The 13,467-nt window shown below is 63.0% G+C and carries 10 protein-coding genes and 1 riboswitch; of the genes, 9 read left to right on the forward strand and 1 reads right to left on the reverse strand.

What is annotated here, in order from left to right:
• Positions 1 to 97: 97 nt before the first annotated feature.
• From HWX48_RS00065 to HWX48_RS00095, 7 genes are all read left to right on the forward strand, one after another.
• Positions 98 to 1,402, forward strand: a complete 1,305-nt coding sequence (locus HWX48_RS00065; protein ID WP_175953450.1) for an alpha-L-fucosidase — start codon at positions 98 to 100, stop codon at positions 1,400 to 1,402.
• A gap of 54 nt (positions 1,403 to 1,456) precedes the next feature.
• Positions 1,457 to 2,740 (forward strand): ABC transporter substrate-binding protein, encoded by a 1,284-nt coding sequence (locus HWX48_RS00070; RefSeq protein ID WP_175953451.1) that lies wholly within the window; start codon positions 1,457 to 1,459, stop codon positions 2,738 to 2,740.
• A gap of 139 nt (positions 2,741 to 2,879) precedes the next feature.
• Entirely contained in the window at positions 2,880 to 3,662 is a 783-nt protein-coding gene (locus HWX48_RS00075) for an alpha/beta fold hydrolase (RefSeq protein ID WP_175953453.1), read from the forward strand.
• 166 nt (positions 3,663 to 3,828) lie between these two features.
• Positions 3,829 to 4,887: a 3-isopropylmalate dehydrogenase gene (locus HWX48_RS00080; protein ID WP_175953456.1), complete on the forward strand. Its 1,059-nt coding sequence runs from the start codon at positions 3,829 to 3,831 to the stop codon at positions 4,885 to 4,887.
• Positions 4,888 to 4,976: 89 nt separating this feature from the next.
• Positions 4,977 to 5,085: riboswitch (TPP riboswitch) on the forward strand.
• 77 nt (positions 5,086 to 5,162) lie between these two features.
• Positions 5,163 to 6,377 carry a phosphotransferase enzyme family protein gene (locus HWX48_RS00085; protein ID WP_175953458.1) on the forward strand — a complete coding sequence of 405 codons (1,215 nt, stop codon included), beginning with the start codon at positions 5,163 to 5,165 and terminating at the stop codon, positions 6,375 to 6,377.
• A gap of 42 nt (positions 6,378 to 6,419) precedes the next feature.
• On the forward strand, positions 6,420 to 7,334 hold the full coding sequence (locus tag HWX48_RS00090; RefSeq protein WP_175953460.1) for an ABC transporter substrate-binding protein: 915 nt from the start codon (positions 6,420 to 6,422) through the stop codon (positions 7,332 to 7,334).
• A 195-nt stretch (positions 7,335 to 7,529) separates the two neighbouring features.
• The gene (locus HWX48_RS00095) at positions 7,530 to 8,675 is read left to right on the forward strand and encodes a branched-chain amino acid aminotransferase (RefSeq protein ID WP_175953462.1); all 1,146 of its coding nucleotides are present in this window, start codon (positions 7,530 to 7,532) and stop codon (positions 8,673 to 8,675) included.
• 94 nt (positions 8,676 to 8,769) lie between these two features.
• On the opposite strand, the gene HWX48_RS00100 is transcribed toward HWX48_RS00095, so the two are convergent.
• Positions 8,770 to 9,648 carry a DUF4261 domain-containing protein gene (locus tag HWX48_RS00100; RefSeq protein WP_175953464.1) on the reverse strand — a complete coding sequence of 293 codons (879 nt, stop codon included), beginning with the start codon at positions 9,646 to 9,648 and terminating at the stop codon, positions 8,770 to 8,772.
• Between the two features lie 256 nt (positions 9,649 to 9,904).
• Here HWX48_RS00100 and HWX48_RS00105 point away from each other — a divergent pair, with 256 nt between their 5' ends.
• On the forward strand, positions 9,905 to 11,572 hold the full coding sequence (locus HWX48_RS00105; protein WP_175953466.1) for an ABC transporter ATP-binding protein/permease: 1,668 nt from the start codon (positions 9,905 to 9,907) through the stop codon (positions 11,570 to 11,572).
• Positions 11,569 to 13,440 carry a thiol reductant ABC exporter subunit CydC gene (cydC, locus tag HWX48_RS00110; protein ID WP_175953468.1) on the forward strand — a complete coding sequence of 624 codons (1,872 nt, stop codon included), beginning with the start codon at positions 11,569 to 11,571 and terminating at the stop codon, positions 13,438 to 13,440. Before HWX48_RS00105 ends, cydC begins: the two co-directional genes overlap by 4 nt.
• Positions 13,441 to 13,467 lie beyond the last annotated feature (27 nt).

Consider the following 13,467-nt stretch of genomic DNA (forward strand, 5'->3'; position numbering starts at 1 on the left):
TGCGGTGGGGTGGGAGGCAAGGGCGCCATCCACCCCACCGCAGGGGAAAACCGCGCGCAAAGGAGCACGCGACAGCAGAAAAACTCAGGAGACAACGATGTCGGAACTTCATCCTGCTGCCCAACACCATCCCCACACCGAATGGTTCGACACAGCCCGCCTGGGCCTCTTCGTTCACTTCGGCCTGTACTCTGTCGCTGCCAGGCACGAATGGGTCATGTGGTACGAAAAAACACCGGTTGACGAGTACGAAAAGTACGTCGACTTCTTCGACCCGGACCTCTTCAACGCCCGCGAAATCGCCCGGCAAGCACGGGCTGCGGGCATGAGCTACGCCGTCCTCACCACGAAACACCATGACGGATTCTGCCTCTTCAACACCGCCCACACCGACTACAACTCCCTCCACCACCAGGGGCGTGACTTCGTCGCCGAATGGTGCGAGGCCCTCCGGGCAGAAGGACTGAAAGTTGGCCTGTACTACTCGCTGTTGGACTGGCACCACGAAGATTTCACCGTCGACTTCAACCACCCGCGCCGCAACGACCCAAGCGCCCGCGAGGATAACGCCAGGAAGAACTTCGCCCGATACCGCGAGTACCTGCACGCCCAGGTGCGTGAACTGCTGAGCAACTATGGCACCATTGACTACCTCTTCTTCGACTTCTCCTACCCTCGCGTGGAAGAAGGCTGGGAAGGCAAAGGTCACAAGGACTGGGGATCACATGAGCTGGAAGCACTGTGTCGCCAACTCCAACCTGACATCATCATTAACGACCGCCTCGACATCCCCAGCGACCTCGTCACTCCCGAGCAATACCAGCCGACCTCGCCAATGAGCATCGACGGTGTTCCTGTGCGCTGGGAGGCCTGCCAAACCCTCAACGGCTCCTGGGGGTACGACCGCGACAATACCGCCTTCAAGCCCATCAGCATGATCTTGCGGATGCTCGCCGACACGGTCTCAAAGAACGGCAACCTCCTGCTCAATATTGGCCCCGACGGGCGCGGGGCGATCACCGCTCACGACCAGCGCATCCTCCACGAGGTGGGGGAGTGGATGAGACTGCACGGGCGGGCAATCGTCGGCGCGGGAGCCTCGTCCTTCACCCCGCCGGCCAACACCGTCTACACCCAACGAGGCGAGCGCCTCTACCTTCACGTTTTCGACTGGCCTTTCGGACACCTCCACCTGCCAGGTCTGGCGGGCAAGGTCCGTTTCGCTCGCCTGCTCAATGATGGTTCGGAACTGCACATGGAGGTGCATGAGCCAAGCAAGGAAGCCCTCGCCACGCGTATCGGCGGACAGCCTGAAGGGACCCTCACCCTCAAGCTGCCCACCCGCGCGCCAGAGACGATCCTGCCCGTCATTGAACTTCTCCTGTCTCCGGACGCACTGTGACCCCTTCCTGTGGAATTCCAAAGGCGGGATTCCCTCATCTGAAAGAAGAACACCATGACACGACGCTCACTTGCACTGAGTCTGGCCGCCGTCGCAGCGGCGGCCAGTATGACCCTCGCCGCCTGCGGAGGCGGTACCGCTCCGGCTTCCTCGGGCGGCGCAGCCGATGGGAAGATCCACCTCGTGTGGGACATGTGGGCCAGCGGCGCCGACGAGGTTGAATGGCTTGAAAAGACTGCAGAAATTGCCCGCCAGCAAAACCCTGACGTCTCCATTGAGCTGCGCACCTCCGGCTGGGAAGATTACTTCACGAAGCTGACAGCAAATATGTCCTCCGGCAATGTTTCCTGTTTGACCTCCATGAACGGCCAGCGTGTGAGTGCTTTCCATCAGGCGCTCTCACCTCTGACGGAGGAGGACTTGAAGATTGCAGGCCTGAGTGAAGACGATTTCGCTGAAGGAGCCTTCGAGATCCTCAGCCACGACGGCAAGCTCTACGGCGTGCCCTACGACGTGGCCGCCATGCTCATGTTCTACAACAAAGACATGGTGGCCGAGGCGGGCATCGAGGCCCCCAAGGGGGATTGGAAGTTCGATGACTTCCTCGCAACAGCCAAGGCCCTGACCACCGACAAACACAAGGGATTCGGTATTGCTCTGGGTGAATACCAGTGGCTGGCCATGCCCATTGCCATGTCGGGCCTGCAGCCGGTCAATGAGGAAGGCAAGCTGGACCTGACCAACCCCAAATTCCTTGAGGCAGCCGAGTGGTACGCCAATCTGGTGACGAAAGAGAAGGTCGCAGACCCTGCACCTTCAGCCTCTGAAACCGCGTGGGGTGAGGAACAATTCCTAGCCGGAAACGTCGGCATGGCCATTGCGGGCACGTGGAATGCTCGGAAGAACTACACCAACGAGGCCGGTTTCAAGGCTGGAGCAACACGTCTGCCGCAGGGCGAGGCAGGCCCCCTGGGTCTGGTTCTCGGATCGGGTTTTGGTATTGGCGTGTCCTGCGAGGGCGCTGAACGCGAGGCCGCGTTGAAGGTCTTGGGTTCCTTACTGTCCAAGGACGCCCAGGACTACATGGCACATGTGGGGCGCTCCTACCCCGCATTGAAGGCCTCTCAGGACCACTACTTCGATTCCTTCCCCGAAGAGATCCGCGAGGAAGTGAAGGTCGCCTTCGACGAGGCATTCAAGGGTGTTGTCGGTCAGCGTTCCACCATGACATGGCCCCAGCTCACCGAGTACCTCACTCCGAACCTGGTGCCGGTCTACACCGGCGACGCCCAGATGAAGGACGTTCTCGAAGCCGGGCAGAAGCAGTTCGGGAACTGAGCCTCGTCTTGTTTCCGGCGTTAAAGTCCCCGTGATCGCCGACCTCTAGGCGGTTGGTGGTCATGGGGACTTTTCCGTTTCTGTGCGCCCCTAAGTCTCTGCCGTGATAATTCGTGGGGTGCGGTCGTAGACTGATCGAATGATGCCACAACGTCAGCCTCTCGCTATTCATCACTACGGTCGGCCCGCAGGCCAAGCGTCAGCGTTACTGCTGGTTCATGGCCTGACCGATGCCGGGACAGCGTGGCCCGATCTCGTGACCCGTTGGGGCGGAGGCTTCCACATTGTTGCCCCCGACCTTCGTGGCCACGGTGAATCACCTCGCTTCATGCCAGAAGAACTCCCACGCTGCCCCGAGATTATGCGAGATGATCTTCTCGACATTATCCGAGCCTGTGGCGAAGCGGTTGTCATTGTGGGCCACTCTCTGGGTGGGAACCTTGCCCTGTCTATCGCCAGCGAACACCCTGAGCTGGTGCGCGCCCTCGTCCTCGAAGACCCTGCCAGGCCCATGTATGACGCTCCGCTGTCTGTATTCGCGGAGGAAAACCTCGCCTTCGTTGATTCCATGGACACGGCGGAGAAACGCCATGCTGCCATTGTCCGTATGCAGCAGGAAACTCCTTGGAGCCTTACTGAGCTTGTGGCGTGGGCGGAATGCAAGCCCAAAGTCGATCGAGACTACCTGCGTCAAGGCTTGGGGCTCCTACCTTGCTATGTGGAGGAGACTTACCAAACTCTCACCGTCCCCACTTTGCTGGTCATCCCAGACCCTGCCCCTATGTCACCGCAACGTGACGCCATAACCAACGCTCTGGTGCGTTGGGCAGTCATTGAAGGCGCGGGCCACTGCGTGCGCCGCGACCGGCCGGAAGCCTACTACTCAGCTGTCGAGGCATTCCTGGCGGACGCCCTCGCCTGACGAGAGCGCCCGCGTTGTCGCATGTTTTGGTCGCACCTGGTGGTAAAAAATAGCCCGAAAACGGCCCTATTTTTACCACCAGGTGCGACCATTCTTCCCTCTCCGTGCTGCCGCCACATCTCGGACGTTTCCGCAGCTTCAGTGCACGCCCCCACACAATAGGGGCATGACCACACTTGATGTTGCAGTAATTCCTGGCGACGGCATCGGCAAAGAGGTCGTCCCCGAAGGCCTGAAAGTCCTGCGAGCCGCCCTTGACGCTGAAGGCGTTGCCCTCGCAACCACCACCTACGACCTTGGCGCGGACCGCTACCATCGCACAGGCGAGACCCTCACCGACGAGGACCTCGCCGCCATCAAGAAACACCAGGTGATCCTCCTCGGCGCTGTCGGCGATCCCTCGGTTCCCTCAGGCGTCCTCGAACGCGGGCTGCTGCTGCGCCTGCGCTTCGACCTCGACCACTACGTGAACCTGCGCCCCTCCCGCCACTACCCGGGCGTCCCCTCACCCCTAGCTAACCCCGGCGATATTGACTTCGTCGTCGTGCGTGAAGGTACTGAGGGCCCCTACATTGGCAACGGCGGCGTGCTGCGTAAAGACACCCCCCACGAAATCGCCACCGAGGTCTCCGTGAACACCGCCTTCGGTGTGGAGCGCCTCGTGCGCTACGCCTTCGAAAAAGCAAACGCCCGCCCGCGCAAGAAGCTGACCCTGGTACATAAGCACAACGTCCTCGTCCATGCCGGCGGCCTGTGGTTGCGCACCGTTGAGCGCCTGCACGCCGACTACCCCGAGGTTGCCGTCGACTACTGTCACATCGATGCCGCCACCATCTACATGGTCACAGACCCGGGCCGTTTCGACGTCATCGTCACTGACAACCTCTTCGGCGATATCCTCACCGACGAGGCCGGCGCCATCACCGGCGGCATCGGCTTTGCCGCCTCGGGCAATATCAATCCTGAGGGCGCTTTCCCCTCCATGTTTGAGCCCGTCCACGGCTCCGCCCCCGACATCGCCGGCCAAGGCAAGGCTGACCCTACGGCCACCGTCGCCTCCGTCGCGCTGCTACTCGAACACTGCGGCTACGAGGCCGCCGCCCGCCGCGTGGAGGCTGCCATCACCGCCGACATGGAACGCCGCGCAGAGGCCGCCGCTGCCGGGGCTCCACTGCAGCGCTCGACCTCACAAATCGGTGACGATCTGGTGGCCGCCCTGGGCTGACAAACCCTCGCAACCAGCGTTAATGCCTACCCCCGCCCGCCTCTCCCCAAGAGAAGGCAGGCGGGGGTGAAGTCTGGGTGGGGGTATACTGTGAGCTGCACGGGAGCCTCGCGCAGAGGCTGAGAGGGAGGTGCGCGCCTCCGACCGGTGAACCTGATCTGGGTGATGCCAGCGAAGGGACGCAACCCGCTTCACCAGCCCCTCACCCTCGCCGCGCCCGCGCGCACGCACTGATGCACATCCGCTGTGACACACGGTTCCACCAGAGGGGGATCATGGGAACGACCAGCCGCGACGCTGACCTCCACACCACGGGCGAGGACACCGACTCTCAGACACTCGATATTTCACCTGTCTGGGCGCCTATCACCCTCCATGACGCCCAACGGGTCTGCGCCGCACTCGCCCAGCCCGCCCACGCCATCACGATCCTCAGCGTTTCTGCGCGTCCCACGGCGGCGGCCTCGTTGGTTGACACCGATCGCGGGCTGATCTTCCTTAAACGCTACGCTGCCAGTGCCGTCACCGCCGACCACCTGGCCGTCACCCACCGCTACGTCAACCACCTGGCCGCAGAAGGACTACCCACCCCGCCCTTCCTGCCCTTCAGTGACGGGCGTACCACCTGGAGCGAGGGCGAGGCCCTGTGGGAGGTTTGCGAGGGCGCTCGCGGGGAGGACCGCTACCGGGATGCGCACTCCTGGCTGCCTCCGCACACCCTTGACGAGGCCCGCGAGATTGGCCGCCAATGCGCGCGCATCGCTGTCGTTGGAGGCACCTACGAGGCTCCTCGCAGCGCGCCCGCCGTCTACCAGTCGCGGTTTGGGTTGTTCGCGGGCGGGGCCGACACCCTGGATGCGCGCCTGGACGCGTGGGTTGGGGAGCGCCCTCACCTGGCAGACTTCTGTCGCGAACAAGGTGTTGATCTGCAGGAACGCTTAGACTCTCACCGCCAGTACGCTGCCCGCATTGACGCTGTGCTCACTGAGCACGCCGGTGAGGTCCCCACCACCTGGACCCACGGGGACCTCCACTGCTCCAACCTCATGTGGGAGCCCGGCACAGCCACGGTAACGAGCATTATTGATTTCGGCTTGGCTGACCGGAACTGGAGCGTCTACGACCTGGCCGTCGCCATTGAACGCAACGCCTTCCTCTGGCTCGACATCGGAGCCGGGCACAGTGATGCTATTCGACGGGATGTCGCGCAGGCCGTGATCGACGGCTACGAGAGCGTGCGCCCCCTCACCGCCGTGGAACGGGCGCTTCTGCCCGCCATTATGCCCCTAGTTCAGGCCGAAGCTGCGTTGAACTGGATCACCTACCAGTGGGGGACCTTGCGTAACGCACAGGCCGCCACCTGGAGCCTTGAGGTGTTCTTCGGCGCCCACACCCACTGGTTCGATACCCCCGAAGGAGTATCCTTCACCCACTGGCTCAGCGACATCTTGGCCGCCAACGGCACTCACTCAAGCACCCAGCCCAGCTGAATTCCCGATCTAACCCCCAAAAATCTACGAAAGGTTGCATCCATGAGCGTCACGCGCGTACGCCTCGAATACGTCCACCCTTGGCCTAACCACGCCGGCCTTTTCCTCGCCCGGAAGAAGGGCTTTTTCGCTGAGGAGGGCTTGGATGTCGAGCTCATTTCGGATGGCTGGGACCGGGGTGATGCTGCGGCTCTCCTGGCTCGTAATGAGTACCACGTGGCCTCCCTGCGGCTGGGCCAGCTGCTTGAATCGCGCCTGACGGGCACGCCTTTCGTCGCGGTGGCAACCCTCAACCAGCGCCAACTCGGTGCCGTTATCACCACCCCAGAAACCGGCATCCGCCGCTTCGCTGACCTTGGGGGTAAGTCCGTGGCGATCCCGCCCGTTGACCGTCTCATCCGTGAACTCCAGCAGGCTGTCGAGGCCGACGGCGGTGACTTTGCGAAGGTGACCGTCCTCGATCCGGGCAGTGGCGTGTGGGAACCCGATATTCGTGCTGTCGAGCAGGGCCACTGGGACGCCATTATCAACGTGCGCGCCTGGGAACCATTCCAGGGCAATACTGCTCCCGAGGACGTTGTCATCCTTGATTTTGACGCGGTGAAGGTCGCTCCCCATCACTCCTACTTCCTGTGCGTCCGCGAGGACCTGCTCGAACGCAACCCCGAGTTCGTCCGTCGCTTCCTTTCAGCCGCAGCGAAGGGATACCACGCGGCCATGGCTGACGAGGACGCCGCCGTCGACGCCATGACCGTGCCCATGTGCCATATCGATCCAGCCGTCCTGCGCGCCTCGGTGCGTGAAATCCGCGACTCCTGGTTCACCCCTGAAGGGCGTTGGGGTGAGATTCAAGAGGAGCTCGTCAATGGCTACACCAAGTGGATGCTTGAAGGGGACTTCTTCGACGCGCCGGTGGGGGATACCGCCGGAGCCTGGACGAATGATCTACTGCCCTAAGCGAAGCGGCAGACTAGGACCTTTCGCGGCCTGTTCCCGGTGTGAAAAGTCCAGATCAGTGCGGGGTGGATCTCCGTGAGCCTGCCACTTACAGCCCTATAAGACCTGATGGGTCACATGTCGGATATGCTCCAGTTCTCTTACGGACTGGGGCATATCCTTAGTGCAGTATTTGACAGCTAAGGAGGACGCCCGATGTCTCAGCACCACACTCCCACGGAACTTGAACGCCTGGGAAGCCTGCCTCTTCCCGCCGCCGACGAGCTTGCCGGGCGTTTCCCCCTTACTCCCCACCCCGCGCCGGCCTCGCAAAGCGAATACGAGCTGGTGATGAGCGAATTGTCCTTTGGTAGCCGCTTCACCGACCACATGGCTCACATGCGCTGGACTGCTGCAGGCGGCTGGCAGCAGCGCGAAATCATCCCTTTCGCGCCCCTGTCACTCTCGCCTGCGGCTGCCGTTTTCCACTACGGCCAGGCCGCTTTTGAAGGGATCAAGGCCTACCGTCACGAGGACGGCTCCGTGTGGACCTTCCGTCCCGGGTACAACGCCGCGCGCCTCAACCATTCCGCCTGGCGCATGGCCATGCCTCAGATGGACGCCGAGGATTTCGTCGCCTCCATTGTGGACTACGTGCGTGCTGACGAGCGCTGGGTGCCCTCCGAAGCGGGCTCAAGCCTGTACCTGCGCCCCTTCATGTTCGCCTCCGAAGCGTTCCTGGGCGTCCACGCCGCCCAAGAGCTCGACTATTACGTCATTGGTTCACCCTCTGGCCCCTACTTCAAGGGCGGCGTTGCTGGTGTGTCCATCTGGGTGGTGAAGGGCTTCCACCGTGCGGGTCCTGGCGGAACAGGCACGGCCAAGGTCGGCGGTAACTACGCGGCCTCCCTTCTCCCTCAGCAGGAGGCCGCAGCGCGCGGTTTCAACCAGGTGTGCTTCCTTGACTCCTACGAGGAGCGCTACCTGGAAGAGCTTGGCGGCATGAATGTCTTTATTGTCATGGCCGATGGCACTGTGCGCACCCCCGAGCTTTCCGGCGTCATCCTTGAGGGCGGCACCCGTTCAGCGATCTGCCGCCTGCTGCGCGATGGCGGCACTGAGGTCCGCGAAGAGAAGATTGAATTGTCCGAGCTGGTGGAGGGGATCTCCACCGGCAACGTGCGTGAGGTCTTTGCCTGCGGAACCGCAGCCGTTGTCACCCCCATTACCCGCCTGGCAGGGGAGGGCTTCGATGTTGAGCTTCCCGTGGGCGATTCCACCATGGCGATCCGCACTCAGCTCACGGACATTCAGATGGGCAAGGCTGAGGATCCTTACGGCTGGATGTACAAGATCTGCTGACAGTTCTGTCGCTGAAGACGGCTCCGCCCTCTCACGGTCTGTACCTGTGAGAGGGCGGGTTCTTATAGCTGAAGATCAGAGAAGTAGAGACAGTTCAGAGATTGAGATTGATCTGTAGCGCGGTGTAGCTGTCGTCAACGAGCCATGGTGCCCAGGAGGTGGTGAACTTTTCCTGGGCGCTGCGGCCAAGGGTTTCACCTGCATGGATGCGATTGCCCTGCGCGATGTAGCCAATGATATCCATGAGGTAGGCGTAGACCTCTTGTGGATTCTGGCAGGAGGATCGCGGCGCAATCACCTGCACCTCCGGCATCCCAATATCCTTCAAGCCGTAGGAATAGAAGTGCCACTCCTGCTTGTCGCTGGTGAGCCAGAGGGGAGCGATAAACAGTGCCGGGAGGGGATCGTCAAGGACAGCCCCACGGAAGGTGGCGGCATCGTAGGTGGTCGCAGTGCGTCCCGAGTAGACGCCGAGGGCTTCAGGGAGGCCAAGTAGGTGGGCCAGCAGGGTTGCGTGAGCGGTGATGGCCTCGACCGCCTCTCCAGTATTGCGAGGTGCGGGCCGCGTGGCGAAGGAGGGAAGGTCTGCGACGACGAGGTGGTGGCTATATCCCTGGAGGGCGTCGGGCTCGGGGAAGAAGAAGGGGTGAGTGTTACTTTCGGCCTCTTCGGCGGGGATGGCGTAGGGAGCAAGTGAGATGAGGTAGGTGCGCCCGTCGCGGGAGGCAAAGAAGCTGAGCGGGTCATCGCTTGATGCTGGTGAGGAATCCTTGTCAAGGGTCATGCCCGCATCTGCGAGGGTGTTGAGGAGGGAGAACTCGCTGGGCGCCTCGGAGAGGAGGACGAAAGCGATGTTGAGGAATTCTTCCGGCAGGGTGAAGGACGGTTCGGGAACCTTAGGGGAAGCATCGGCGGCCCGGGGCGTGTCTGCCTGAGCGCGCGAAGCAACAAGGTGTTTTAGCCAGCCAAACATTGGGTGCTTTCTTCGGGAGGAGGGGAGGCGTGTGGGGGAGCGTCGTCCTTGACGCTTGAGTGCCATGCTACAAGGCAAAGAGGGTGGGGTGTATAGGACTTTGGCGGGTGCCGTGAAGTATGAAGGCGCGTGTTGCACAGAGGGGGATGGCGCAGGATCTGACACTCGTCACACTTTCGTCGAGGAAGGTGACAAGGTGTCAAAAAGTGAATAAGGTAAGCCTAAGCTGTCTTAATTCGAGAGGGAAGGCGTCACTGTGAACAAGTGGTCAATCATGGCCTGCACATGGCTTTCATCCATCGCCCTAGCGGCAACATACATGCTGATCGGGCACGGTATTGACCAAATCATTGAGGGGGGCGCCGTCACCATCCTCCCCTGGGCTATCGCCACCGCCATCGCAGCGGGCCTCATGGCCGCTATCGCCAGCGTCATCGGCGGCTACCTCATGCCCCGCCTTGAGATCGAAGCACGCCACTCCATGGTCGCCCACATCTTCACCCTCGGCGCCTCCGAACGCACAAAGGAACGTGCAGGCCGCATCGTCAACACCGCAACCGACGGCGTCGAACGCTCCGCGACCTACAAGTCCATCTTCGTTGGCCCCATGCTGGCCTCCCTGGCGACGCCGGCCCTCATCCTCCTCATCATTGCCGCACTCATCGACCCCGTCGCTGCGGCCATCATGGCGATCTCCGTGCCTCTCGTGCCCCTGTGCATCGGCTCCTTCCAAGCAGCCTTCAAGCCCGTCTCACGCCGCTACCGCGCCTCCTCGCGAGCCCTGGCCGCACAAGAACTTGACGCCATCCAAGGCCTGTCCGCCCTCGTCCTCATGAACGCTGGTAAGCGTATGGGTGTTACCCTGGCTGAAGCCGCCGAAAACGTCCGCCAAAAGGTCATGAAATATCTGGCCGGCAACCAGCTGGTCCTCCTCGTCGTCGACTCCGTCTTTTCCCTGGGCATGATTACCGGCGCAGTCGTCCTGGCACTGTGGCGCTACGACAGCGGCGCCATTACCGCAGGTCAAGGCGTTGCCATGGTCCTGCTCGCCTCCATCATGCTTGACCCCCTCGACCGTGTCGGACAGTTCTTCTACATCGGCATGGGTGGCATTGCTGCCACCAAGGAAATCAAGCGCTTCACCAGTCAAGAACCTGAGGTCAGTGACGCCCCCGGCGTACAGGTTCCCGCCGAACTGCCCGCCCCCGGCACCCTCGCCCTTGAAAACGTCGACTTCAGCTACGACGGACAAACCCCCGTCCTGGCCGACCTCAACCTCTCCGTCGCCCCCGGCGAGCGCGCCGCCCTCGTCGGCCCCTCCGGCGCTGGCAAATCCACTATCTCCGCCCTCATCCAAGGCGCCCGCCGCCCCGGCGCTGGCCGCGTCCTCATTGACGGCGTCGACCTCGCTCAAGCGCCACTGGCATGGGTGCGCTCGCGTATGGGCGTGGTCGAACAAACCACCCACCTCTTCTCCGGCACCCTGCGCGACAACCTTCTCATCGCCCGCCCCGGCGCCAGCGACGAAGAACTCGTCGACGCCCTCAAAGCCGCCCATCTGAGCAACCTGCTCGAACGCCTCCCACAAGGCCTCGACACCCAGGTCGGCGAGCGGGCTGCCGCCCTCTCCGGCGGTGAAGCCCAGCGCGTCGCCATCGCCCGCGCCATCCTCAAGGGAGCGCCCTACCTGCTCCTGGACGAGCCCACCGCACACGTCGACCTCGAATCTGAACGCGAGATCCTCGCCGCACTGCGCGACATCAGCGCCAACACCACGACGCTGACCATCTCCCACCGAGCCGCCACCATCGATGACGCCGACCGTCGCATCGACCTGGCCGCCATCAATACCCCCACGACCAGCAACGCCGCCCCCGCCAACGAGGCAGCAGCAGAACCGGCACCCGCAGGAGCGCAGCGATGACACACTCCTCCACCTCACTCACACAGGTTTCCCAGGACACGGCCGCCAAGGAAAAGGCTGCCCAGCCACAAGCCGCCCAGGCCCGTATTCCCCACACCCGCTGGGAACTGAGCCTGCGCCTCCTACAGGTCGCCCGCTCCGTCATCGCGCCCCTAGGCCTGTCGATGATCTTCCGACTCCTGGCCCTCCTCGCCGGCGCCGCACTCTTCGGAATCGGCGGATGGGCGCTGGCCTCGCGCATGGCTGAAGGTGCAGAGGTTTCCCTGTGGACGATCGCCGCGGCACTCATCGGCCTGTCCCTGGCCAAGGGCGTGCTGCGCTACCTTGAGCAATACAGCGGACACTACGTTGCCTTCCGCTCCCTTGCACTGCTGCGCAACTACTTCTACGACGCCCTTGAACCCCAAGCCCCCGCACAAACCGAGGGCCTGGACTCAGGTGACCTCATGTCGCGCGTCACCAAGGACGTGGACCGCATCGAAGTATTCTTCGCCCACACACTGGCACCCATCGTCACCGCCGTCATCGCCCCCATCATCATGCTCAGCTACCTGGGGGTGGCAGTGTCCTGGCAGGTCGCCCTGACCCTCCTGCCTTTCCTGCTGGTTGTCGGTGTAGTCGTGCCCCTGCTGGGCTCGAAAGCAACCGACGCTGCGGCAGCGGAATTGCGCCGCGCTCGCGGCACCCTGGCCCACCATGTCACCGACTCGGTGCAGGGCGTGCGTGAAGTGCTGGCTTTTGGCTATCAAGAGGCTCGCCTGGCTGAAATGGGGCGCATCGAAGAGCGCATCACCCGCGGCCTGAAAACCACCATGGGGTATGTGGCCGTGCGCCGCGGCCTCAACCAGGGCCTGCTCGCAGGCACGCTGGTTGCCGTATTCGCCATGGGCGCCCACCAGGTCGCCGCAGGTGTTCTCACCCCCGGCCAGGTCGGTCTGGCTTTGGGCGTGGCCCTGGGCGCCTTCGCCCCCGTCCTCGCCGTGGAAGACTTCGTGGCAGACCTCGATCAGGCCTACGCCTCGGCCCGCCGCGTCTTCTCCATCACCGAGCGCACCCCGCTGGTGGCCGACCCCGCTCAGCCTCGTGACACGGAGGTTGACGCTTCGGCAGATCTGATTGTCGAGGGCGTCTCCTTCACCTACCCCGCTGTCGACGCGGGCGCCGTCAACGCCGACCCGGTGGCCGAGGCCGAACGCCCGCAGGTCCTCCACGACGTCAACGTGCGCCTCGCTGCGGGGAAGATGACCGCAATCGTTGGCGCCTCTGGTTCAGGCAAGTCCACCCTGGCCGCCCTCTTGGATCGCATGTGGGATCCCACCGCTGGTAGCGTCCGCATCGGCGAGGTCGACCTGCGTGAACTCAGCCTGGAGCACCTGCGCAACCTCGTGTCCTACGCGCCCCAGCGCCCGCACGTTTTCAACGACTCCATCCGCGCGAACCTCCTGCTTGCCCGCCCTGACGCCACCGACGCTGACCTTGATCGCGTCTGCGCGCAGGTGGGGTTGAGCGAGTGGATCGCCAGCGAACCCGATGGCATGAACACCGTCGTGGGTGAAATGGGCGAACGCCTCTCAGGCGGCCAGCGTCAGCGCCTGGCCGTGGCCCGGGCGCTCCTGCGGGAAACCCCCATCACCATCCTTGACGAGGCGACCTCGCAGATCGACGCTGCCACAGAAAAGACCGTGCTTGAGGGTATTGCTCAGGCCACCGACGGGCGCACCCTGGTCGTGATCGCCCACCGTATCTCCACCATCGAAAACGCCGACCACATTATCGTCATGGATGGCGGTCGGGTTGTGGAAGAAGGCACCTACGCCGAGCTCATGGCTTCAGGTGGCGCCTTGGCTGCCCTGGCTCAACGCGAGTAAAGGGACGAATACGGCGTGGGTTAGGAT

The organism is Schaalia sp. Marseille-Q2122 (genome assembly GCF_903645355.1).
Lineage (GTDB): Bacteria > Actinomycetota > Actinomycetes > Actinomycetales > Actinomycetaceae > Pauljensenia.